At 68.8% G+C, this 22,823-nt stretch carries 23 protein-coding genes, 1 tRNA gene and 1 pseudogene; 9 read left to right on the forward strand and 16 right to left on the reverse strand.

All coding sequences use genetic code 11. From position 1 onward, the window contains the following. Positions 1-338: 338 nt before the first annotated feature. From ACN6M5_RS07715 to ACN6M5_RS07735, 5 genes are all read right to left on the reverse strand, one after another. The gene (locus ACN6M5_RS07715; RefSeq protein WP_434949157.1) at positions 339-1,544 is read right to left on the reverse strand and encodes an exonuclease domain-containing protein; all 1,206 of its coding nucleotides are present in this window, start codon (positions 1,542-1,544) and stop codon (positions 339-341) included. 227 nt (positions 1,545-1,771) lie between these two features. Beyond that, positions 1,772-1,846 (reverse strand) — tRNA-Arg (locus ACN6M5_RS07720). Between the two features lie 57 nt (positions 1,847-1,903). Next, positions 1,904-2,401, reverse strand: a complete 498-nt coding sequence (locus ACN6M5_RS07725) for an HNH endonuclease (RefSeq protein ID WP_085370730.1) — start codon at positions 2,399-2,401, stop codon at positions 1,904-1,906. A gap of 448 nt (positions 2,402-2,849) precedes the next feature. Further along, on the reverse strand, positions 2,850-3,638 hold the full coding sequence (locus tag ACN6M5_RS07730; RefSeq protein WP_247597116.1) for a C40 family peptidase: 789 nt from the start codon (positions 3,636-3,638) through the stop codon (positions 2,850-2,852). Positions 3,639-3,948: 310 nt separating this feature from the next. Next, entirely contained in the window at positions 3,949-4,638 is a 690-nt protein-coding gene (locus ACN6M5_RS07735; protein WP_085370731.1) for an iron-dependent transcriptional repressor DtxR, read from the reverse strand. Between the two features lie 120 nt (positions 4,639-4,758). Here ACN6M5_RS07735 and serC point away from each other — a divergent pair, with 120 nt between their 5' ends. Next, positions 4,759-5,874, forward strand: a complete 1,116-nt coding sequence (serC, locus tag ACN6M5_RS07740) for a phosphoserine transaminase (RefSeq protein ID WP_434949158.1) — start codon at positions 4,759-4,761, stop codon at positions 5,872-5,874. Positions 5,875-5,997: 123 nt separating this feature from the next. Next, entirely contained in the window at positions 5,998-6,120 is a 123-nt protein-coding gene (locus tag ACN6M5_RS07745) for a hypothetical protein (protein ID WP_434952349.1), read from the forward strand. Positions 6,121-6,270: 150 nt separating this feature from the next. Here the strand turns inward: ACN6M5_RS07745 and ACN6M5_RS07750 are convergent. Then, positions 6,271-6,759 (reverse strand): annotated as a pseudogene (locus ACN6M5_RS07750) (DUF3027 domain-containing protein); the annotation flags it as partial. Next, positions 6,752-7,132, reverse strand: coding sequence for a cold-shock protein (locus ACN6M5_RS07755; RefSeq protein WP_085370734.1), 381 nt, complete (start codon positions 7,130-7,132; stop codon positions 6,752-6,754). The gene ACN6M5_RS07755 and the pseudogene ACN6M5_RS07750, both read right to left, overlap by 8 nt. A gap of 56 nt (positions 7,133-7,188) precedes the next feature. Here ACN6M5_RS07755 and ACN6M5_RS07760 point away from each other — a divergent pair, with 56 nt between their 5' ends. From ACN6M5_RS07760 to ACN6M5_RS07770, 3 genes are read left to right on the forward strand one after another with little or no spacing between them, the layout of a single operon-like run. Next, positions 7,189-7,476 (forward strand): hypothetical protein, encoded by a 288-nt coding sequence (locus ACN6M5_RS07760; protein WP_085370735.1) that lies wholly within the window; start codon positions 7,189-7,191, stop codon positions 7,474-7,476. Between the two features lie 31 nt (positions 7,477-7,507). After that, the gene (locus ACN6M5_RS07765; protein WP_434949159.1) at positions 7,508-9,370 is read left to right on the forward strand and encodes a helicase-associated domain-containing protein; all 1,863 of its coding nucleotides are present in this window, start codon (positions 7,508-7,510) and stop codon (positions 9,368-9,370) included. Positions 9,371-9,416: 46 nt separating this feature from the next. Then, on the forward strand, positions 9,417-11,057 hold the full coding sequence (locus ACN6M5_RS07770) for a DNA repair helicase XPB (protein WP_085370737.1): 1,641 nt from the start codon (positions 9,417-9,419) through the stop codon (positions 11,055-11,057). A 35-nt stretch (positions 11,058-11,092) separates the two neighbouring features. Here ACN6M5_RS07770 and ACN6M5_RS07775 read toward each other — a convergent pair whose 3' ends face one another. From ACN6M5_RS07775 to ACN6M5_RS07790, 4 genes are read right to left on the reverse strand one after another with little or no spacing between them, the layout of a single operon-like run. Then, on the reverse strand, positions 11,093-11,998 hold the full coding sequence (locus ACN6M5_RS07775) for an aminoglycoside phosphotransferase family protein (RefSeq protein WP_434949161.1): 906 nt from the start codon (positions 11,996-11,998) through the stop codon (positions 11,093-11,095). Next, on the reverse strand, positions 11,985-12,740 hold the full coding sequence (locus ACN6M5_RS07780) for a pyrimidine reductase family protein (protein ID WP_085370739.1): 756 nt from the start codon (positions 12,738-12,740) through the stop codon (positions 11,985-11,987). Before ACN6M5_RS07780 ends, ACN6M5_RS07775 begins: the two co-directional genes overlap by 14 nt. After that, entirely contained in the window at positions 12,733-13,629 is an 897-nt protein-coding gene (folP, locus tag ACN6M5_RS07785) for a dihydropteroate synthase (protein ID WP_434949163.1), read from the reverse strand. The genes ACN6M5_RS07780 and folP overlap by 8 nt, the downstream gene beginning before the upstream one ends. Before the next feature lies 1 nt (position 13,630). After that, on the reverse strand, positions 13,631-14,857 hold the full coding sequence (locus ACN6M5_RS07790; RefSeq protein ID WP_434949164.1) for an NAD(P)/FAD-dependent oxidoreductase: 1,227 nt from the start codon (positions 14,855-14,857) through the stop codon (positions 13,631-13,633). Positions 14,858-14,983: 126 nt separating this feature from the next. On the opposite strand from ACN6M5_RS07790, the gene ACN6M5_RS07795 reads away from it, so the two are divergent. Together ACN6M5_RS07795 and ACN6M5_RS07800 are read left to right on the forward strand one after the other, a co-directional pair. Then, complete coding sequence (locus ACN6M5_RS07795) at positions 14,984-15,676, forward strand: response regulator transcription factor (RefSeq protein ID WP_055895214.1); 693 nt, start codon at positions 14,984-14,986, stop codon at positions 15,674-15,676. Positions 15,677-15,729: 53 nt separating this feature from the next. Then, on the forward strand, positions 15,730-17,433 hold the full coding sequence (locus ACN6M5_RS07800; RefSeq protein ID WP_434949165.1) for a sensor histidine kinase: 1,704 nt from the start codon (positions 15,730-15,732) through the stop codon (positions 17,431-17,433). Between the two features lie 192 nt (positions 17,434-17,625). Here the strand turns inward: ACN6M5_RS07800 and groL are convergent, their stop codons facing one another. From groL to ACN6M5_RS07820, 4 genes are all read right to left on the reverse strand, one after another. Continuing rightward, positions 17,626-19,245, reverse strand: coding sequence for a chaperonin GroEL (groL, locus tag ACN6M5_RS07805; protein WP_168689899.1), 1,620 nt, complete (start codon positions 19,243-19,245; stop codon positions 17,626-17,628). A 199-nt stretch (positions 19,246-19,444) separates the two neighbouring features. Continuing rightward, positions 19,445-19,648 carry a cold-shock protein gene (locus ACN6M5_RS07810; RefSeq protein WP_055895205.1) on the reverse strand — a complete coding sequence of 68 codons (204 nt, stop codon included), beginning with the start codon at positions 19,646-19,648 and terminating at the stop codon, positions 19,445-19,447. 174 nt (positions 19,649-19,822) lie between these two features. Further along, complete coding sequence (locus ACN6M5_RS07815; RefSeq protein ID WP_434949168.1) at positions 19,823-20,371, reverse strand: LytR C-terminal domain-containing protein; 549 nt, start codon at positions 20,369-20,371, stop codon at positions 19,823-19,825. A 14-nt stretch (positions 20,372-20,385) separates the two neighbouring features. Further along, on the reverse strand, positions 20,386-20,682 hold the full coding sequence (locus ACN6M5_RS07820; protein ID WP_143466008.1) for a DUF3263 domain-containing protein: 297 nt from the start codon (positions 20,680-20,682) through the stop codon (positions 20,386-20,388). A 168-nt stretch (positions 20,683-20,850) separates the two neighbouring features. Between ACN6M5_RS07820 and msrB the strand changes: the two genes are divergently transcribed. Together msrB and ACN6M5_RS07830 are read left to right on the forward strand one after the other, a co-directional pair. After that, on the forward strand, positions 20,851-21,258 hold the full coding sequence (gene msrB / locus ACN6M5_RS07825; protein WP_168689901.1) for a peptide-methionine (R)-S-oxide reductase MsrB: 408 nt from the start codon (positions 20,851-20,853) through the stop codon (positions 21,256-21,258). Next, positions 21,255-21,806, forward strand: a complete 552-nt coding sequence (locus ACN6M5_RS07830; RefSeq protein WP_434949170.1) for a nitroreductase family protein — start codon at positions 21,255-21,257, stop codon at positions 21,804-21,806. The genes msrB and ACN6M5_RS07830 overlap by 4 nt, the downstream gene beginning before the upstream one ends. On the opposite strand, the gene ACN6M5_RS07835 is transcribed toward ACN6M5_RS07830, so the two are convergent. Then, complete coding sequence (locus ACN6M5_RS07835; RefSeq protein WP_434949171.1) at positions 21,790-22,767, reverse strand: DMT family transporter; 978 nt, start codon at positions 22,765-22,767, stop codon at positions 21,790-21,792. The two genes, ACN6M5_RS07830 and ACN6M5_RS07835, sit on opposite strands and share 17 nt — an antisense overlap. Positions 22,768-22,823: the final 56 nt, after the last annotated feature.

The raw sequence follows: 22,823 nt of genomic DNA on the forward strand, positions 1-22,823 counted from the left end.
TCTCAGGGGGGTCACTCAACAGTAATCCCCACTTCTGGTGACCGCGTCGTATTGCGGCGGCCTGTCCGAGCGCCGATCTACAGTCACGAATCTCGAGGTTCGCCCGCGAGAGCAGGATGCACTCAAGGTCCAAAGCATGGCTCAAGTAATCAAGTGGCGCGGCCAGGAAAGCCCTCGCGAGATGCATAGGACCTGCGGAAAGGCCGGGAGTCCACTAATCCCGATCACGAGTCTCGAGAGCGAGGGATCCATGTCCGACGAATCACCGTAGGCCCGACGTCGGCAGTTCCGCCAGCACTCGGAGCCTCACGCAGAGAAGGTCGCGTCTCGGGCGTCAGTTATACGTCTAGGAGTTTCTTGAGGCCGGCCTCATTCACGATGGTTACGCCATAACCTCGCGCCATTTTGGCCTTCCCAGAGAGGGAATCGGGGTCAGCGGCGACGAGGAGTTTGGTCTTTTTGACGACGTTGTTCTTGACGATGAGCCCGAGACGCGTGAGGATCTCCGCCCATGCCTCTCGTGGCTTGGACATCTCCCCGGTGAGGACGACGATGTCGCCCGGCTCGAGTCGGAAGCCGCTTGTCACCAGCGGGGCGGGTACGGCGGGTGCCGCGACCAGCGAGGTAGCGACGACGTCTTCGTCGATGGAGAGGATCTCGCCGACGCTTCGGATCTCCGCGGACTCGGCGTCGGTGAGGATATGGTCCTCCCATGCCGTCGCGACGAGCCCATCGAAGTATGCACGGTGCGCTAGCCGAACATCATCACGGGTGAGCCCGACACCCTGTGCGAGTGCTTCGAGAGCCGAGGCTTCGGACACCGAGACAACCCGGTCAAGGAGTACCCGATCGAGGAGGGCAAGGTAGTCGACGTTGAGTTGCGTTCCGAGGCGAGTGGCGGTGAGCGAGCCAACGAGTCGGTCAACGAAGGAGTGGTCCTGCTCGAAAACCTCGGTGCGAGCTGTCCATCGAACGCTCGGGTCGACTGTGAAGGGGCCGTAGTGTCCAGCCGAAGCAAGCCATGACTCCCAGTACGGCCTATCCGACACGGTTCTCATATACAGACCCAGGAGCTGTGCCGTGGCGAGCGCGTCCCCGGCGGCGCTGTGCGCATTAGCCAGCTCCACTCCGACTGCCGTACAGCATTCAGCCAATCGACGGTAGCCGGAGACGCCTTCGCTCATGCGCATAGTGCAGAGCCATCGCTCCGGCTCGGCCACTCGCAGACCCGCCTGAGCCATCTGAAAGGCGAGGAACCTCGAGTCAAACGATGCATTGTGCGCGACCGGGACGCGGTCATCCAGGAGGTCGGCGACGTTCGGGGCGATCTGCTCGAACAGGGGTGCGCGGGCTGCTGCGGCGGCCGTGATTCCGTGAATGTGCTGCGGACCCATGTCGCGATTCGGGTTCACGAGAGTCTCATGCCGAGCCTCGATCTCGCCCTCCGGCGACACCAATACGATCCCGATTTCCACGATGCGATCGTGCTTTGTGGGAAACAGACCGGTCGTCTCTAGATCGACGACTGCGAACCCTTTGCCCATGCGTCACCTCCTCAGCGAGGCTAGCAACCTGGGTGAGACGCCCGAACCCGCCAAAACAGGTGACAGCCTCCCAGGGCTGTTCAGCGATTCGAGACTATTCGAAGACGTGCAAGTGCCAGCGGGTGTAGGGTCGGTCCGGCACACCCACCACGATAGGGCCGACCGTCAAGACCGCCGACGCGTTTCGGCGTCTTGTAGGCTCTGACGGCCCATTGCACGCGATCCGCTGGTGCCCCTGGAGGGACTCGAACCCCCAACCTTCTCCTTAGGACGGAGCAGCTCTTCCATTGAGCTACAGAGGCTGACCCGCACCACTCTACCGGGGGCCGCGATCGAGCGCGAAACGGGCGGGCGGCGCGTCAGGCTGCTGGGGCGAGGTAGTCGCTCCAGTCGGGCTGGGCGACCTCGGTGCCGCGCACCACCCAGGAGGCGTCGTGGGGCACGCGCGGGGTGAAGGCGAGGGTCCAGTTCATCTCGGCGGGGGTGTGGTTGCCTTTGACGTTGTTGCAGCGGAGGCAGCAGGCGACGAGGTTTTCCCAGCTGTCGGCTCCTCCGCGGGAGCGTGGGAGGACGTGGTCGATCGTGGTGGCCGACTTTCCGCAGTATGCGCAGCGGTGCGCATCCCGGCGGAGGACGCCGCGGCGGCTCACCGGGACCGCACGGCCGCGCGGGATGCGGACGTAGCGGGTGAGGAGGATGACCGACGGGCGCTCGTAGCTGGCGGAGATGCCCCAGACCGGGTGGGCCTGGTCGATCGACAGGACCGTGGCTTTCTGGTTCATCACGAGCACGATGGCGCGTTTGAAGGAGACGACGGCCAGGGGCTCGTAGCCGGCATTGAGGACCAGTGTCTTCATCGTGGACCTTCCTGGAAAACAAAAAAGGCACTGTCCGTGCGGACAGCGCCCAGTGAAACGGCGGCATGGTGGCGGCAGGCCACGAAGGGGCGGCGGCAGGCCACAGTGTGGTGACGACAGGCGAGGAAGTCGTGGTGGCGGGCTATCAGCTCGTCGACGGCGAGAGTGGATGCGGCCACAGCGGATGCGGCGGCAGGAGATGCGGCGCCCGCTCCCGCGAAACGGCCGCGCTCTAGCCAGGAAGTCACCCTGCGCGGCTCGGCCATCGCACTCCCGGATCTCTCGCGGTGCGAACATCCAACGCGTGGACATTCACGGTTTCAGGGGATCAGAGTAACGCAGAAACGGCGCACCACATATTCGTGGCGCGCCGCTCGCTGTCCGCGTTACGCGGAGTTCACGTTCCGTTCGAGTCCTGGAAGCCTCAGGACCCGGTCGAAACGAGGTGTCAGATGCCCAGGCGGACGATGTAGTAGTCGCTCGTCCAGATGGGGCGGATGGAGATGGAGCGGCCAGTGTCCGGCGCATCCATGATGTTGCCGTTTCCGGCGTAGAAGCCGTCGTGGCCGGGCATGATGACCAGGTCGCCCGGCTGGGCGTCCGCGATCGAGATGCGCTTGCCCATCGCCGCCTGGCCGGAGACCGAGTGCGGCAGGGAGATCCCGAACTGGGCGTAGACGTACATGACGTAGCCCGAGCAGTCGAAGCCGGCGGGCGTCGAGCCGCCGAAGACGTACGGGGTTCCGATGTACTGCTGCGCGACCGAGAACACCTGCGGGAGGCTGAAGCTGGGGTACGGCGGGTTGGCCAGGAAGTCGGTGACCGACGGGCCGGAGTAGCTGGCGTAGCTCGCGAACGAGACGGCGGCCTGCTGGCGGGCCAGCTCAGCGGCCTTGGCCGCCTTGGCTGCCGACAGCTCCTGCTCGCTCGTGGCGGTGGCCGCGTCGCGGGCGACGGCTGCCGCTGCGACGGTCTGCGGGACCTCGACGCTCTGCGGCTGGGCCTTCTTCATGCTGTCCACGGCGCTGCTCTTGAACTGCGCGGTGTCTGCACCTTGCGGGTTGAACGCGTATGCGGGGATCGCCATCGTGGCGATGAGACCGGCGGCGAGGGTCATGACGGCGACGTTGATCACGCCGCCTTTGACCTTCTTGCTCGTCTTCTTGTCCGCGGGCTTCCGGAACGCGGTTCCGGTGGTGGGCTCGACGGCCGTCTGCCGCACCGGCGCGCGGCGCACGGAGCGGCGGGACGCGAGGTCGGAGGGTGCGGGGGTCGAGCTATTCGGGTTTGCGGGGCGCTCTTCAGAGCCGGGTGTACCTAATAGTGCCAAGGTTTGAACCTCCTGCGCTCCAACAGCACTAGGTAGCTGCCCCGTCCCGGATGCTTATAGCTTGGCTTCGCGAACCAGGAGACAGGAGTGGGGGGTGGAGCGTCCCGGTTCGGGTCCTGTGGCCGGCTTCTGGCCCGTCGGACTCGTTAGAGACTACGGGACGACCCCCGCTTTGTCACATCCTTTTGCCGATATTTTAACAAGTCGGTAACGGAAATCAGGCCTCGACGAAGATGTGCGCTGCGAGTTCGTTCGGGAGTTCCAGCCCGTTCTCGTAGCCGTCGATCTGCACGGCGACGTAGGAGCCGGCCGGAGTGAATGTGCCGGTCGAGCCCGGAAAAACGCCGGCCTGCTTGAGCTGCAGCAGCAGCTCGGGGTCGACCTGGGCCGGCTCTCCGAGGCGCTTGATCCTGGCAGAAACCCCCGAACTGTTGCCCACGACGACATCCACGAGGTTGGTGAGGCCCTCGGTGGTGGGCGACTCGATGTCGCCCAGCTCGTCGAGGCCGGGGATGGGGTTGCCGTACGGCGACTCGGTCGGGTGCCCGAGCATGGTGAGCAGCTTGCGCTCGACCTGCTCGCTCATCACGTGCTCCCAGCGGCAGGCCTCTTCGTGCACGTACTCCCACTCGAGCTCGATCACGTCGCTGAGCAGGCGCTCGGCCAGGCGGTGCTTGCGCATCACGTGGACGGCCTTGCGGCGCCCGTCGTCGGTGAGTTCGAGGTGGCGGTCGCCGGAGACAACGACGAGGCCGTCCCGTTCCATGCGGCCGACGGTCTGGGAGACGGTCGGGCCTGAGTGGCCGAGACGCTCCGAGATGCGCGCACGCAGCGGGACGATGTTGTCCTCTTCCAATTCCAGGATGGTGCGAAGGTACATCTCGGTCGTATCGATCAGGTCGGTCATCAACCCTCCAGCTGTTGTCACGCGTATGTCCAGTAGAGCCTACTTGGTGCCGGTGACAGCGGGCTGTAGCCACGGCAGGAGTCGACCGACAGGGGTTCCAACAGCCAATAGACTCTGGATATGCCGGATGTGACGATTCCCACTGATCTGCTGCCCGCCGACGGACGATTCGGATGCGGCCCATCCAAGGTCCGCCAGGAGCAGGTGTCCTACCTCGCCGGTGCCGGAGCGCAGCTTCTCGGCACCTCGCACCGCCAGGCTCCGATCAAGAACCTCGTCGGCCGCGTGCGCGACGGGCTCGGCGAGCTGTTCCGCCTCCCGGACGGCTACGAGGTCGTCCTCGGCAACGGCGGCTCGACCGCGTTCTGGGACGCCGCGGCGTTCTCCCTGATCGAGAAGCGCAGCCAGAACCTCGTCTTCGGCGAGTTCGGCGGCAAGTTCGCCGCCGCCGCGAAGACGCCGTGGCTGGATGCGCCCCAGGTCATCGACGCCCCTGCGGGTTCGCGCAGCGAGGCGCAGGCGGCTGCGGGCATCGACGTGTACGCCTGGCCGCACAACGAGACCTCCACCGGCGTCATGGCGCCCGTGAAGCGCGTGCACGGTGACGACGGCGCCCTCACGGTGATCGACGCGACCAGCGCGGCGGGCGGCGTCGACATCGACGCAGCGGAGTCGGACATCTACTACTTCGCCCCGCAGAAGAACTTCGCGTCGGACGGCGGCCTCTGGCTCGCCCTCTTCTCCCCCGCAGCCATCGAGCGGGTCGAGCGGATCGCGGCGAGCGACAGGTACATCCCGGAGTTCCTCAGCATCAAGAACGCGATCGACAACTCGCGTCTCAACCAGACGCTGAACACCCCGGCCGTCTCCACCCTGGTGCTGCTCGAGAACCAGATCCAGTGGATGAACGACAACGGCGGTCTCGCCTGGGCAGACGCCCGCACGGCGGAGTCCTCGAATGCGCTCTACAGCTGGGCGGAGGGCGTGGACTACGCGACGCCGTTCGTCGCCGATCCCGCGCACCGCTCGCAGGTCGTCGTCACGATCGACTTCGACGACGCGGTCGACGCATCCGCCGTCGCCAAGATCCTGCGCGCCAACGGCGTGGTCGACACGGAGCCGTACCGCAAGCTCGGCCGCAACCAGCTGCGCGTCGCGACGTTCACGGCCATCGAGCCGGACGACGTCCGCGCCCTGATCGGCTGCATCGAGTACGTCGTCGGCCAGCTGGGCTGAGCGGCAGACACCGTGCGCCTCTGGCTCCGCGACGACGAGCGACGGCCTGATCCTGTCCCCGTGAAGACGGACGACAGGAAGGCCGTGCTCGTCGGGCTAGGCCTGTGGCTGGTCGCCCTCGTCGTGACGCTGGTCTTCTTCCGTCAGCTGAGCGCCTCCGGAGACGGCTGGTGGCTCTGGACCGTCATCGTCGGTCTCGGACTCGGCCTCGTCGGCCTCGGATACCTCACCGTCAAACGCCGCTGAGTCGTCGGCGACGTCTGAGTCGTCGGCGTCGTCCGCGTCCTCGTACGACTCGTCCGCGCTCTCGATGTCGACGCCGTCGAGGTCGTCCGGGTGCAGGTCGTGCACGTCGTGCTCGCCGTCCTCGTCCTCGTCTTCGAAGTCGTCGTCCGTCTCGTCGTCGTCGTTGACGTCGAGCTCGTCGTCCGCCTCGTCATCGTCGTCGCCCGCGTCGGCCTCCGCCGCCGCGATGGCCTCCTGGGAGGCCTGGTACTCCGCGAGCCGCTCCGACCACGGCACCCAGTCGGGCGCCAGCAGGGCGCGCTCGCCCGGCATCAGCTCCGCCTCGAGCACGCTCGGTGCGGACTCGTCGTCGATGCGCGACAACGTGACCGTCCAGTGCCAGCCCGGATACCCGGACATGGTGCACTCGAACAGCAGGGAGAGCACGTGCTCCCCCTCCACGATGTGGCCGGCGGGCGCGCCGATGGTGGCCGCCGGCGTGATCTCCTTCAGCGCATCCAGTGCCTGGGCGACGGATGCGAGGAGCACGTCGTCCGGGACGGTCCAGACGGGAGCGTCCTCGACCGGCGCCGACGCGACCTCCGAAGACTCGGTGGTCGCGTCGACGTCCGTCTCGTTCTCGTTCTCGGTGTCAGGCATCCAGGTCGTCCGCAACCCGGCGCAGCACGGCGGCGATCTTCGCGCCGTGCGCCTTGTCCGGGTACTTGCCCCGCTTGAGGTTCGCGCCGATGCCGTCGAGCAGCTTCACGAGGTCTTCGACGATGATCGCCATGTCGTCCGCGGACTTGCGGCTCATCTTCACGAGGCTGGGCGGGGCGTCGAGGACGCGCACCGACAGTGCCTGGGCGCCGCGCTTGCCGTCGGCGATGCCGAACTCGAGGCGGGTTCCCGCTTTCACGACGGCACCTGCCGGCAGGGCGGAGGCGTGCAGGAAGACTTCTTGGCCGTCATCGGAGCTGATGAAGCCGAAGCCTTTCTCGTCGTCGTAGAACTTGACCTTGCCGGTTGGCATGGGAACCTCATTTCACATGGGGGATCGTATGACCAACCTCAATTATCCTTGATTTCGTGACCCAGCAGACCCCACAGGCGGCAAGCCGCCTCCAGCGCATCCTGTCGTACATCATTGCGGCACTCGTGATCATCTCTTTGGTCTGCATCGCAGCCGTCCTGATCGGCTCCGCTCTCGGCGGAATGCCGGAGCAGGGTTCCGGCCAGGGCATCTGGCCCGTGGTGTTCGTCCTGCCGATGATCGGCCTGTCCGTTTCCTTCGTCCTGGTGATCGTGCTCATCGTCATCACCGGGCGTCAGCGCAGCAAAGCGGCGAAGGCTGCGACCCGCACGGACAAGCGGTAGGCCGGCGGACGGCAGGGCTGGACCAGCGCCCATGACGAACACGCTCGCCCTGGCAGCCCGCCTGCGGGCGATGCCGGACGAGTCCATCGTCCGCGTCCTGCGCGAGCGGACCATCCGCCGCGCGGGCGTCTCCGACTTCTTCGACCTCGCAGACGCCCTCCTCGACCGGGACTCCGTGCAGCGCGCGCTGTCCGGGCTCGACCGCACGAGGCTGGCCGTCCTGGTGACGCTCGGTCGCGCATCCACCCCGATGGATGCGTCCCAGGTCGCTGCAGCGCTGTCCGGCGCAGCCGCCACCCCCGGCATCGACGCCGATGCCGCCCAGGAGGCGCTGGACGCCGTCTCCGGCCTCATCCTCGCCCATCCGGACTCCGGCGCGTTCTCGGCGTACGAGGCCGTCACGGCGCAGCTGGCCGCCTGGCCCGGCCTCGGCCTGCCGTCACCGGATGCGCTCCTCGCCGAGCCGGCGCCGCCCGCGCTGGCCGCCGTTCCGGACACCGAGCGCCGGTTCACGGACCGGCTGGCCGCCGAGCGCGCCTTCGACGCCGTCACCGCCGTCTCCGAGCTGATCGCCGAACTCTTCCGCGAGGGCGCGCGCGAGCTGCAGAAGGGCGGCCTCGCCCTGCCTGCGAGCAAGCGCATCGCCGGGGCCCTGGCCGTGGACGTGTCGGTGGTCCCCACCGTGTTCTCCGTCGCATCCCGCGCCGGCCTCGTCGCGCTGGAGGACGCCGTCTGGCTGCCGACGGAGGCCGCCACCGACTGGCAGCACTCCCCCACCGCCGACCGCTGGCGCGCTCTCGCCGCCGCGTGGCAGGATGCCCTGCCCGATGACCTTCGCCGCATCCTCTCCGGACGCAGCAGGGCGGCCTGGGGCGAGAGCCTGCGCGAGTACGTCGCGTGGCTGTACCCCGCCGGCCGCGAGCTGGCCGAGGAGCGCGTCGCGGCGTACACGCGCGACGCGGAGTGGCTCGGCGTGACGGCGCACCAGGCGCCGAGCAGCGCCGGTTGCGCCCTGGTCGAGGACGGCCCGGATGCCGCGGCCGACACCGTGCGCGAGCTGTTCCCCGCGGAGGTGGACAAGGTCTACCTGCAGCACGACCTCACCATCGTCGCCCCCGGCCCGCTCGAACCGGCGATCGACGGACGGCTGCGCGGCATGGCCGACGTCGAGAGCAGGGCGCTCGCATCCACGTTCCGGGTGTCGGCCGCCACCATCGACCGCGCGATCACCGCGGGTGAGACGGCGGAGAGCATCCACGCGTTCCTCGCGGAGATCTCGCTGACCGGGGTGCCCCAGCCGCTCGACTATCTGGTGCGGGATGCGGCCGAACGGTACGGCCGCGTGCGCGTGCGCTCCCTCGGCGACGACGGGCGGATGCGGTCGGCGGTGGTGTCATCCGATGCGACGCTGCTGACCACCATCCAGGTCGACCAGTCGCTCAGCGCGCTCGGGCTCGTGCGGGCGGCGGAGGACAGGCTGGAGAGCCGGTTCGCCCGGGATGTGGTGTTCTGGGCGATCAGCGACGCCCGGTATCCGGTGGCCGCGGAGGACGCGGATGGGAACGTGGAGGCGCTGCGCAGGCAGAGGGTCGCGCATCCCCGGGCCGTCGAGCGCGCCGACCAGGAGGCGGCACTCGTCGCCCGCCTGCGCGAGGCGGACGACACCGCCGACGAGAGCACGGGAGAGCAGTGGCTGACCCGGCAGCTCGACCTGGCCATCCGGGGCAGGCAGCTGGTGGTGGTCGAGGTGACGATGCCCGACGGCCGCGTGGTGGACTACCTGCTGGAGCCGACCGGCGTGGGCGGCGGGCGCCTCCGGGGCCGCGACCGCGCCGCGGACATCGAGCGCACGCTCCCGCTCTCCAGCGTCACTGGCCTCCGCCCCGCAGACTGACCCAGCTGGGAAGGGCGCAAGGAAAGCGGGCGTAGACTCAGCGGTTATGTCAGATGGCCCCCTGATCGTCCAGAGCGACCGCACCGTCCTGCTGGAGGTCGCGCATCCATCGGCCGAAGACGCACGGCACGACCTCGCCGTGTTCGCTGAGCTGGAACGCGCACCCGAGCACATCCACACGTACCGGATCACCCGCCTCGGGCTGTGGAACGCCCGCGCGGCCGGGCACACGGCGGAGGACATGCTCGGCACGCTGGAGCGGTACTCGAAGTTCCCCATCCCGCAGACCGTCTCCGTCGACATGGCGGAGACCGTCGCGCGCTACGGCAGGCTCGTGATCGAGCGCGACGACGACGGCGTGCTGCTGCTGCGCTCCACCGACCTGCCGGTGCTCACCGAGGTGGCCGGAGCGAAGCGGATCGCCCCGCTGCTGCTCGAACGACGGGATGCAGACACCTTCGTGGTCGAGGCGTGGGCGCGCGGCCAGCTCAAGCAGGAGCTGGTGAAGCTCGGCTGGCCGGCAGAGGACCTCGCCGGATACACGCCGGGCACCCCGCATCCGATCGACCTGCTGGAGGACGGCTGGAAGCTGCGCGACTACCAGCACAAGGCCGTCGACAACTTCTTCGACGGCGGATCCGGCGTGGTCGTGCTGCCCTGCGGCGCGGGCAAGACCCTCGTCGGCGCCGGCGCGATGGCGACCGCGAAGACCACGACGCTCATCCTGGTCACCAACACCGTCTCCGCCCGCCAGTGGCGCGACGAACTACTCAAGCGCACCACGCTGACCGCCGAGGAGATCGGCGAATACTCGGGTCAGGTGAAGGAGGTCAAGCCGGTCACCATCGCCACCTACCAGATCCTCACGGCCAAGCGGAAAGGCGAGTACGCGCACCTCGCGCTGCTCGACGCGATGGACTGGGGCCTCGTGGTCTACGACGAGGTGCACCTGCTGCCCGCCCCGGTGTTCAAGCTCACCGCCGAGCTGCAGGCCCGCCGCCGCCTCGGCCTCACGGCAACGCTGGTGCGCGAGGACGGCAGGGAGGGCGACGTGTTCAGCCTCATCGGCCCGAAGCGCTTCGACGCTCCGTGGAAGGAGATCGAGGCCCAGGGCTTCATCTCCCCCGCCGCCTGCTACGAGGTGCGCATCGACCTGCCCGCCTCCGACCGCCTCAGCTACGCCGCTGCCGCCGACGACGAGCGCTACCGCCTCGCGGCCACGGCCCCCGCCAAACTGGATGTGGTGCGCCAGCTGGTCGAGCGCCACAAGGGTGAGCGCATCCTGGTCATCGGCCAGTACCTCGACCAGATCGACGAGTTGGCGGAGGCCCTGGATGCTCCGTCGCTCACGGGCGCGACCCCGGTGGACGAGCGCGAACGGCTCTACCAGGAGTTCCGCGAGGGCACGACGGAGGTGCTGGTAGTGAGCAAGGTCGCCAACTTCTCCGTCGACCTGCCGGAGGCGACGGTCGCCATCCAGGTGTCAGGCTCCTACGGCTCCCGCCAGGAGGAGGCGCAGCGCCTCGGACGGCTGCTGCGGCCGAAGGAGTCCGGCCTGTCCGCCAACTTCTACACGCTGGTGTCGCGCGACACGGTCGACCAGGACTTCGCGCAGAACCGGCAGCGGTTCCTGGCGGAGCAGGGGTACTCGTACACGATCCTGGATGCGCACGCGCTGGCGGCGTAGGCGCGGCTAGCCGGGTGCAGGGGCGGTAGGGCGGCTCACGCCAGCACCCGCTCCGCGGTCACCCGCGCCCCCGCATCCCGCGGGTCGTCGCGCAGCGTGATCAGCGCCTTCCACAGCGCCCACCCCTTCCCGCGCGCCCACATCGCGTCGTCGACGCCCAGCACCCGCCGGTACGCATCCCGCGCCTCGCCCTCCAGCGTCGTCCAGGCCAGCGCCAGGTCGCACGCCGGGTCGCCGACGCCCGAAGTGCCGAAGTCGATCACCGCCGCCAGCGCGCCGTCGCGCATCAGCAGGTTGCCGACCGCGATGTCGCCGTGGAACCACACCAGGTCGCCGTGCCAGGTGGCGTCTTCGGCCTCCGCCCAGACGCGGGTGGCCGCCGCAGTGTCGATGGGGTCGCCGGCGGCGGCGAGCGCGGCGATGGCGGCGCGGGTCTCGTCGCCGTAGACCGCTGGCGGGTCTCCGCGGAAGAAGTTGTGGCGGCCGGGGCGCGGCGCCCCGTCGGTCGGACAGGCCCGCAGCGCCACCAGGAACGACCCGACCGCCTCCGCGAACGCCACCGGGTCGCCGATGCCGTCGAGCGCCGCCGGGCGTCCGTCGAGCCAGCGGTAGACCGACCACGGGTACGGGTAGCCGAACTCCGGCTCGCCCGCAGCGACCGGCACCGGGATGGGCAGCGGCAGCAGCGGCGCGAGGCGCGGGAGCCACTGCTGCTCCTTGGCCACCTGCTCCGCATACCACGGGCCGCTCGGCATCCGGATGCTCAGCGCATCCCCCAGCCGGAAGGTGCGGTTGTCCCAGCCGTCCAGCTCCACCGGCCGGATGGGCAGGGCGGGCCACGCGGGGAACTGGCTGTCGATCAGCCGCCGCGCGAGGGCGGCGTCCACGGCGGGCGGCTCAGCGCCAGCCGGCTCAGCGCCGGGCTGCTCAGCGCCTGACATAGCGCAGCAGGAGCGTGTCGCCGGAGACGAGCGTGTGGGCGAGCTTCAGGCCGACCGGCACGATCGGCGACGCGCCGGAGGCGATCCGCGTCGCCACCCCCGCCTCCAGCCGCGGGCTGATCGTGAGGCACAGCTCGTCCAGCTCGCCGGACGCGATCAGGTCGCCGAACAGGTGCGGGCCTCCCTCGCAGTGGATGCGGCCGAGGCCGCGCTCCGCGAGCACCCGCACCAGCGCATCCACCTCGACGCGCTGGCGGCCGCAGACCACCACGTCCGCCACCTCCGACAGCGCTTCGCGGGTGTCGTGCCTGGCGATCTCGGTGGTGAGCACGATCGGGCGCACCGGCGCATCCTGGAAGATCGGGCTCGCCGGGTCGAGGTCGAGGCTCGCCGAGACGATGGCGAAGACCGGATGCGCGCTCAGCCCGTGCGCAACGCGCCAGCGCTCGGAGACCGCTCCCACCCGCATCGCCGCGTACCCCTCCGCCCGCACAGTGCCCGCGCCGACGACCACCACGTCGCAGAGGCGGCGCAGGATGCCGAACACGCGCTTGTCCGCCTCGTCGGAGAGCCCGCCGGACAGGCCCTGGTGTGTCGCGGCGCCGTCCACGCTGCTGACGAAGTTGACGCGCAGCCACGGCTCGTCGCCGACGCCATCGCTGTAGAGGGCGGCGAGGTCGTCGTCTCCGAGCCCCTCCGCCGCGGGCAGCGGATAGACCTTGGCGATGGCTGCGTCACTCATTCACGTCCCCCATGTTGTGCGTCAGGTATGCGGGCTCGCGCAGCCCGAGGATGGCCTCCGTCATGCGCGCAGCGGCGACGGAGGCGGCCACGTCGTGCATCCGGATGATCCTCGCTCCGTTGACGATGGAGACGACCGCGGCGGCGATCGAGCCTTCCAGGCGGGCATCGCGCGGCGCATCCAAGGTCTCTCCGATGAAGTCCTTGTTGGAGACGGCGGCGAGGGTCGGGTATCCGAGGTCGGCGATCTCGCTGAGCCTCCTGGTGAGCTCCAGCGAGTGCAGCGTGTTCTTGTTGAGGTCGTGCCCCGGATCGACGATGATCCGCTCCTCCGGGATGCCCGCGGCGAGCGCAACCTCCACCCGGCCGAGCAGGAAGGCGGCGACCTCGGCGGCGATGTCGTCGTAGTGCGGCCGCGGGTAGAACGTGCGCGGCGCGGCGAGACTGTGGGTGATGACGAGCGTGGCATCGCTGTCGGCGACCACGCACACCAGGCGCGGGTCGCTGAGGCCGGTCGTGTCGTTCACGACGGTCGCGCCGGCTGCGATGGCGCGGCGGGCGACCTCGGCGTGGAAGGTGTCCACGGAGATGACCACGTCCGACCCCGCCCGCAGCTCGGCCACCACCGGTACCACTCTGTCGGCCTCCGCCTCCACCGGGATGGGGTCGCCGGGGGCGAACGGGACGCCGCCGATGTCTACCCAGTCCGCGCCCAGCTCGACAGCGCGGAAGCTGGCCTGCACGGCCTTGTCGAGGGCGAAGGTCCTCCCCCGGTCGAAGAACGAGTCCGGCGTGCGGTTGACGACGGCCATCACTGCGACGCGGCGGGAGAAGTCGAAGGTGCGGGCGCCGATGGTGCGGACGGGGATGCGGAGCGGGGGCAGATACATCTCAGAGCGCGGCAAGGTCCACGCTCTCGTCGGTGAGGCGTGCGGCGTCGACGCGCTCGCCGGAGCGGATCAGGCGCTGCACCTGGTCGTTCACATCCCAGACGTTGACGTTCATCCCGGCCATCACGCGGTCGTTGCGCAGCCAGAACGCCACGAACTCGCGCCTGTCGACGTCTCCGCGGTAGACGACCCTGGCGTCGGCGGCCAGCGGGCTGTATCCCGAATACTCCATCCCCAGATCGTATTGGTCGGAGTAGAAGTACGGGATGTCGTCGTAGCTCGCCGCCTCGCCGAGCACGCTGCGCGCCGCGACGGTGCCGCCGGCGATGGCGTTCGCCCAGTGCTCGTTCCGGAGGTGCCGGCCGATGACGGGGAGGAACGGGTTGGCCACGTCTCCGGCCGCGAAGACGTCCTCCGCCGCCGTGCGCATCCCTTGGTCGACCGGGATGCCGTTGTCGACGGAGAGGCCGGACCGCTCGGCGATGGCGGTGTTGGGCACCGCGCCGACGCCGACGACCACCAGGTCGGCCGGGATGCGCTCCCCGCTACCGGTGACCACCTCGCGGGGGCCGTCGTCCGCTCCGTCGATCGCGACCACCGATGCCGCATTGCGGAACGAGACGCCGTTGTCGGTGTGCAGCCGCTCGAACACGCGGCCGAGCTCGGGGCCGATCGCGGAACTGAGCGGCACGGCGGAGCTGCCGACCACGGTCACGTCGTTCCCGTAGCCGCGCGCCGCCGCGGCGACCTCGAGTCCGATCCAGCCGGAGCCGACGATCACCACGCGGCGGCCTCCCACCTCGAGCGCGGAGCGCAGCCACTCGCTGTCCTCGACCGTGCGCAGGGTGAACACCGCCCCGTGCCCTGCACCGGGCACGCTCAGCCTCCGCGGGCTCGCGCCGGTCGCGATCACCAGGCTGTCGAACGTGATCCTCGCCCCTCCGTCGAGGAACAGCTCGTGCGCAGCCGCATCGAACGAGTTCGCGGTGGTCTCCGGCAGGAACTCGACGTCGTTCGCCGCGTACCACCCCTCCGGATGCACGTCCCCCTCCGAGCGTTCCGCCTCGCCCTTCAGGTACTCCTTCGACAGCGGCGGCCGGATGTACGGGTGGTGCTCCTCCGCGCCGAACAGCAGGATGCGGCCGTCGAATCCGCGCTCGCGCAACTCGGTGGCGACGGTGGCTCCTGCCAGTCCTGCTCCGGCGATGACGACGGTGGGCTTCGACATGGGGATCCTCCTCGCGACGGCTGCTCCCAGCATCCACTGTTCCCTCGGCACCCGCCAGACCCTCACACCAATCCCACACCGAGCGCTCACAGGCAGGATTCAGCCAACGCGCAGATACTAGGAGCCATGAACGCCGGACCTCGCATCCTGATCGTCGACGACGAGCCCAACATCCGCGACCTGCTCACCACCAGCCTCCGCTTCGCAGGGTTCGCCGTGCGCGCGGTTGGCAACGGCGCGCAGGCCATCTCCGCGGTCCTCGAAGAGGAACCAGACCTCATCATCCTCGACGTGATGCTCCCCGACATGAACGGCTTCGGGGTCACCAAGCGCCTCCGCGGCGCCGGGTACACCGCGCCCATCCTGTTCCTGACGGCCAAGGACGACACGGAAGACAAGATCACCGGCCTCACCGTCGGCGGCGACGACTACGTCACCAAGCCGTTCAGCCTCGACGAGATCGTCGCCCGCATCAAGGCCATCCTGCGCCGCACGATGCAGGCGGACGAAGACGCGGTCATCCGCGCCGGCGAGCTGACGATGGACCAGGACACCCACGAGGTGTTCGTCGGCGACACCGCCATCGAGCTCAGCCCCACCGAGTTCAAGCTGCTGCGCTACCTCATGCTCAACCCCAACCGTGTGCTGTCGAAGGCGCAGATCCTCGACCACGTCTGGGAGTACGACTTCAACGGAGACGCGGGCATCGTCGAGTCCTACATCTCCTACCTGCGCCGCAAGGTGGATGCGCACTCCAGCGAGCCGCTCATCCAGACCAAGCGCGGGTTCGGCTACATGCTGAAGGCCGCAAAGGTCTGACCAGGCTCCTCCACATGCCTGGCACAGCTTCGGCTGCGTAAACTGGCGGCCTCATGCACACACGCTTACTCGATCGATGGAACGCGATCTCCCTGCGCACCAAGATCACCGGCGTGACCGTGCTGATGCTGACCCTCGGCCTGCTCGTGACGGGCATCGGCACCATGTCGATGCTGAAGCCCGTGCTGCTCGACCAGCTGGATGCGCAGCTGTCCGCTGCGTCGGGCGGCAGCTACCTCAACACCTACCTCTACGGCACATCGGCCGACAGCGAGAAGATCGCGACGGACGCCAGCCCGTCCGACTACTTCGCCGCGCTGTACGACGCAGACGGCAACCTGGTGAGGACCAACTGGTCCAACATCCCGGAGGCCCACCGGCCCGCCGTCCCCAAGTCGCTGACGGTGCCGGAGAGCAAGCTCCTCCCCTCCGGTGGCTACCCGCTGCTCAGCAATGACGGCCACACCGCATACCGCGCGCTGGCCACGACGGTCACGCTGACCAACCCGCCCGGCGCGCTCGGCACGGCCATCGTCGCGACGACCACCTCGCAGATCGACACCGTGATGGCGAGCTTCCTCGCGATCTTCCTCGGCTTCGGCGTGATCGTCATCATCGTCGGCGCCGGGCTCACCCGGATGCTCGTGACCACGACGTTCTCCCCGCTGCGGGAGGTGGAGCAGACGGCGGCGGCCATCGCGGACGGCGACTTCAGCCAGCGCCTCGGCGGCGCCACCCCCAACACCGAGGTCGGTCGCCTCAACCGCTCCCTCAACACGATGCTGAACCGCATCGACCGCGCGTTCAACGACCGCGCGAGGACCATCGAGCAGATGCGCCGCTTCGTCGGGGACGCCAGCCACGAGCTGCGCACCCCGCTCGTCTCCGTGCGCGGCTACGCAGAGCTGTACCGGATGGGCGCCCTGCAGACCCCGGAGGACGTCGCGCAGGCGATGGACAGGATCGAGAAGGAGGCCATCCGGATGGGCGGCCTGGTGGAAGACCTGCTCGAACTCGCCCGCCTCGACGAGACCAAGCCGCTCGATCTGCATCCCGTCGACCTGGTGCGCATCGCCCAGGACGCGGCAATGGATGCGATGGCCGGCGCCCCCGGCCGCGTCGTCACCGTCATCACCCCCGACCCGATCGCCGCCCCCGAGTTCGGTCCGGAGGAACCGGGCGTCGACACGGTCCCGATGCCCATCCAGGACCAGGCGGCGCGCGTCAGCAACGCCACGGGACCGATCGCGTTCGCGGGTGCGACGCTCGCGCGCCTGCGCCGTGGCCGCTCCCGCCGCCCGGGCAGCACAGAGCCGATGCCGGTCACCACCGCGGAGAAGGTGGTGCTGCACCAGCCCGTTCCGGCTGAGCCCGCCATCGTGCTCGCGGAGGAGAACAAGCTGCGCCAGGTGGTCACCAACCTGATGGGCAACGCGCTCCGCTACACCGCGGAGGGCACCCCGATCGAGATCATGGTGCAGGTGAACCATCTCACCGGCCGCGCGATCCTGGAGGTGCGCGACCACGGCGACGGCATCCCGCCGCAGATCCGCGAGAAGATCTTCCAGCGCTTCTGGCGCGCAGACACGTCCCGCGCCCGCGAGACCGGTGGCAGCGGCCTCGGCCTCGCCATCGTCTCCTCGATCGTCGCCGCCCACCGCGGCACCGTCGAGGTCGTCGAGACGGACGGCGGCGGCGCCACCTTCCGCGTCTCCCTCCCCCTCGCAGAGACCGCGGCCCCCACCCCGTCCGCCTGACCCGCCTGCCCTCGGCCACGCCGCGGCCCGCGAGATACCAGTAACTGCGCCGTATCCCGGGCGTTTCGCGACAGTTCGTGGCATCTCGCCGATGGATGCGCCGGGCACGACGGACACGACGGACACGACGGATACGACGAAAGAGGGCGCCTCCCGTGCGGGAGACGCCCTCTTCGTGGTGCTGGGTAGGACTTAGAAGTCCATGCCGCCGGTGGGGTCGCCGGCCGGGGCCGGGTTCTTCTCCGGCTTGTCGGCGACGACCGCCTCGGTGGTGAGGAACAGGCCGGCGATCGACGCTGCGTTCTGCAGGGCCGAGCGGGTGACCTTCACCGGGTCGTTGATGCCGGTGGCCAGCATGTCGACGTACTCGCCGGTCGCGGCGTTGAGGCCGTGTCCGACCGGGAGGTTGCGGACCTTCTCGACCACGACGCCGGCCTCGAGGCCTGCGTTGATGGCGATCTGCTTGAGCGGAGCCTCGATGGCGACCTTGACGATGTTCGCGCCGGTGGCCTCGTCACCCGTGAGCTCGAGCTTCTCGAAAGCGGTCTTGCCCGCCTGGATGAGGGCGACGCCACCACCGGCGACGATGCCCTCTTCGACGGCTGCCTTCGCGTTGCGGACGGCGTCCTCGATGCGGTGCTTGCGCTCCTTGAGCTCGACCTCGGTCGCTGCTCCGGCCTTGATGACCGCGACACCGCCGGCGAGCTTCGCCAGGCGCTCCTGCAGCTTCTCACGGTCGTAGTCGCTGTCGGTGTTGTCGATCTCGTTGCGGATCTGAGCGACGCGTCCCGCGATGGCCTCGGGGTCGCCCGCGCCCTCGACGATGGTGGTCTCATCCTTGGTGATGACGACCTTGCGTGCCTGACCGAGCAGGTCGAGGGTGACGTTCTCGAGCTTGAGGCCGACCTCCTCGGAGATGACCTGGCCACCGGTGAGGATGGCGATGTCCTGCAGCTGCGCCTTGCGGCGGTCGCCGAAGCCGGGAGCCTTGACGGCGACCGACTTGAAGATGCCGCGGATCTTGTTGACGATCAGCGTGGCCAGGGCCTCGCCGTCGACGTCCTCCGCGATGATCAGGAGCTGCTTGTTGGCCTGGATCACCTTGTCGACGATCGGCAGCAGATCCTTGATGTTGGAGATCTTCTGGTTGGCGATGAGGATGTACGGGTCTTCGAACACCGCCTCCTGGCGGTCCTGGTCGGTGACGAAGTACTGCGACAGGTAGCCCTTGTCGAAGCGCATGCCCTCGGTCAGCTCGAGCTCGGTGCCGAAGGTGTTCGACTCCTCGACGGTGACGACGCCCTCCTTGCCGACCTTGTCGATCGCCTCGGCGATGATGTCGCCGATGGTGGTGTCTCCGGCGGAGATGGATGCGGTCGCAGCGATCTCCTCCTTGGTCTCGACCTCCTTGGCGCTCGCGATGAGCTCCTCGGTGACGGCCTTGACGGCCTTCTCGATGCCACGCTTCAGGGTGATGGGGTCTGCGCCGGCGGCCACGTTGCGGAGGCCTTCCTTGACGAGCGCCTGAGCGAGAACGGTCGCGGTGGTGGTTCCGTCACCGGCGACGTCGTCGGTCTTCTTGGCGACCTCCTTGACGAGCTCCGCGCCGATCTTCTCGAACGGGTCGTCGAGCTCGATCTCCTTCGCGATGGAAACGCCGTCGTTGGTGATCGTGGGGGCGCCCCACTTCTTCTCGAGAACGACGTTGCGGCCACGCGGGCCCAGCGTCACCTTGACGGTGTCGGCCAGGATGTTGAGGCCGCGCTCAAGGCCGCGGCGGGCGTCCTCGTCGAAAGCAATGATCTTTGCCATGGTTGTTTCTCGTCCCTCCCGGACGTCTGCGAAAGATGCGAACGGTTAGCACTCGATCAGATGGAGTGCTAAAGCGATTCTGGCACTCGGGGCAGCCGAGTGCAAGGTGAGTCCGCCGACAGCAGACACGGAGAGAGGAGTTAAACAGGAGAGCGCCGCCCCTTCAGGGACGACGCTCCGCCAGGTTGGTTGCTGCGTGCTACGCCGGACGCACCGACTCAGCCTGCGGGCCCTTCTGTCCGCTGCCGACTTCGAACACGACCTGCTGACCCTCTTCGAGGACCTTGTAGCCGTTCATGTCAATGGCGGAGTAGTGGACGAACACGTCCTGTCCCCCGTCGTCGACGGTGATGAATCCGTAGCCCTTTTCAGCGTTGAACCACTTCACGGTTCCGTTCGCCATGCATAACTCCTATTGCTGTGTTTCGTAGCGACGGCCCATCACCGGCGCGTTGAATCCAGATACTAATGCTTTCAATGCACGTAAACACCAGCTATTTCGGCAAAAAGACGGGAAATGACCGGAAACCGTCAGAAGTTAAACACGCCCGAAACAATACGGGACGGACCGAAATCGTCAGCCGGTGAAGTTGCTTCCCAGCACGACTGTGATATCGGCGCCGGTGTCCGCGTAGTCCTGCGTCTCGGCGGTGGTGGCTCCCGGCAGCGCCTGGGCGACGCCGAGCGCCGCCCCCGCGTTCTTCGGGTCGGAGTAGTAGACGACGGTCTGCGTCAGGTCGGTCTTGTCCGCGTTAGCGAGCGCGCCCACCTTGATGCCGGCCGCGGTGAGCTTGGTGCCGGCCGCCTGCGCGAGACCCTCCGTCGCCGTGCCATTGAGCACGTTGACCGTGAGCGCAGGGTCGATCGTCGGCACGATGGTCGGCGTCGGAGACGGCGTCGGCGTCTTGGAGGCCGAGCTGGTGCCCGGCGTGCCGTGGAAGGAGATGCTGCCGTTGACGAGCGAGAGCCCGAAGACTCCAGCGCCGATCAGCACGATGGTGGCGAGCGCCGCCCAGCCGAAGCCGATCCAGCCGCGCCCTTTCGCACGGGGCGCGCGATGCGCGCCGACGCGGTTCAGGTCGTCCGGAATCGCGTCGAAACGGTCTTTGGGGTACTTCTCTGCCATCGTGTCGGTGGTCCTCAGTCGTCGGACGCGAGCGTCCGGGAGCTTCTGGCGGCCATTCTCGCCTCGCGCAGTCTGAGCAGGCGCTTGACGAGCATGGGGTCGTGCTGCAGAGCGGCTGGCTGGTCGATCAGCGCACCGAGCAGCTGATAGTACCGCGCCGCCGACAGGCCGAACTCCTCACGGATGGCCTGCTCCTTGGCGCCGGCATGCCGCCACCACTGCCGCTCGAACGCGAGGATCGCGACGTCCCGCTCGCTCAGGCCGTCTGGGCGCTGAATGGATGCCCGGTCGTCTGCCGCGTTCGCCACCATGATCCCTTCATGCCTGTCGGTCGTGCCGCCGCTCCTGCGTTCGCGGTTCATCCTATTTGCGGGTTTCTGTGTGTTGGCCTTTCGGCGCGCGGCGGTTCTCGGGACGAAACAGGGAACAGCGGTGCCCTCTCCTCCGTTTAGTGTGGAGAAACGACGAAAGGAACACGCATGGAGTACGACGTCGCCAAGAGCGAAGACGAGTGGCGTAAGGAGCTCAGCCCGGAGCAGTACGCCGTGCTGCGTGAGGCGGGAACAGAGCGGCCGTGGACGGGCGAACTGCTCGACGAGAGCCGCGCCGGTCTCTACACCTGTGCCGCCTGTGGAGCCGAGCTGTTCAAGTCGGGCACCAAGTTCGACTCCGGATGCGGCTGGCCCAGCTTCTATGAGTCCGTTCGCCCGGACGCCGTGCAGCTGCTCGAGGACAACAGCCTCGGGATGGTGCGCACCGAGGTCCGCTGCGCCACCTGCGGCTCGCACCTCGGACACGTCTTCGACGACGGCTTCGGCACCCCGACCGGCGACCGGTACTGCATGAACTCGCTGTCCCTCAACTTCACCGAGGGCGAGCAGGCGTGACAGACCTGGTCGACGCCGTCGCCTCCCGTCGCTCGTACTCGCGAGTGACGGAGGCGGCGCCGACCCACGAGGAGCTGCTCCCCCTGGTGGCGGCTGCCGGCCGGGTGGCCGACCACAGCGCCCTGCACCCGTGGCGCGTGATCGAGCTGCGCGGGGAGGCCCGCGACCGCCTCGGCGCCGCGTTCGCGAAGGACGCACGCGTCTCGGGCAAAGACGCGGAGAAGCTCGTGGCGAAGACGCACCGCGCCTCGCTGCTGCTGGCGATCGTCGCCGTGCGCAGTAAGAGCGACAAGGTGCCGGGCTGGGAGCAGGACGCCGTCGCATCCGGCGTCGCGCACATCCTGAGCCTGCTGCTGCACGATGCGGGCTGGGGCGTGATCTGGCGCACCGGCCACCACACCAGGTCGAAGGCCGTCCACGCGATGCACGGCCTGAAGAAGAACGAGCGGCTGCTCGGCTGGCTCTACGTCGGCGGCATTCCGGACGGTTCCAAGGAGAGCCACCGCAAGGCGGTCGACCCCGAGCGCTACCTCACGACGCTTTCGTAGCGTCCCCGCGCCCGGCCGGGCTCCCCCACCGGATGCTCGCCACGGCCACCGCGACGAGCGCCAGCACGGTGCCGGCCACCGTCGACAGCGCCACGGGATGCGCGGCGCTCGGCGCCAGCAGGTCGAGCAGGAGCGCGGTCAGCAGCTGGCCGGCCACGGTGGCGAGACCGAGCACCAGCACGCCGAGCACCCGGACGAGCAGTGCGGCCCCCGCGATGAAGATGCAGCCGATCGCGCCGCCGACATAGAGCCAGGGCTCCGTCGGCAGCGCGGTCGGCCAGCCGACGATGGACGAGTGGACGACCATCAGCACGACCAGGACCGTCGTGCCGACGACGAAGTTGATGAACGTGGCCGTCAGGGCGCTCTCCGCGACCACGCGGACCTGCCCGTTCACGGCCTGCTGCCAGCCGATGCCGAGTCCGGCGATCAGCGGGAGCGCCATCATCCAGACCGGGACGCCGCTGCCGAACTGGGACGAGACCGCCCAGGTGACGGCCACGAGGGCGAGCGCGGCCCCGACGACCCGCGCGGGCGTGAGTGCACGCTTGCCGCCTGCGCCGATCCCGATCCTGTCGAGGACGAGCCCGCTCACGGTCTGCCCCGCGACGATCGAGACGGTGAACAGGGCGACGCCGAGCACGGCGGCGGTGAGCCCCTGCGACAGCACGAGGAAGGCGCCGGCCGCGCCTCCGCAGACGTACCACCAGCGCAGCTCCCGCCCACGCAGGGCGCGCAGCACTCTGCCGAGGCCCCGTCGCCCGGCAGGAGCCACCGCGAGCGCGACGAGCAGGATGAGCAGGCCGGAGCCGAACGAGATGACGGCGGCGGTGAAGCCGTCGCCGATGCGCGCGCCCAGCTCGCCGTTGACGCGCGACTGGAGGGCGACACCCGCTCCGCAGACGACGGCGAAGACAATGGCCAGCCACACGGGGAAGGCCCGTCTCCTGTCAGCGTTCACCGATCAAGCCTAGAGGCAGGTGGCTCGTCGCTGCGCGCCGCCGACGTCCGCGAACC

Origin of the sequence: Leifsonia araucanica (assembly GCF_051161895.1) — a bacterium.
Taxonomy (GTDB): Bacteria; Actinomycetota; Actinomycetes; order Actinomycetales; family Microbacteriaceae; genus Leifsonia.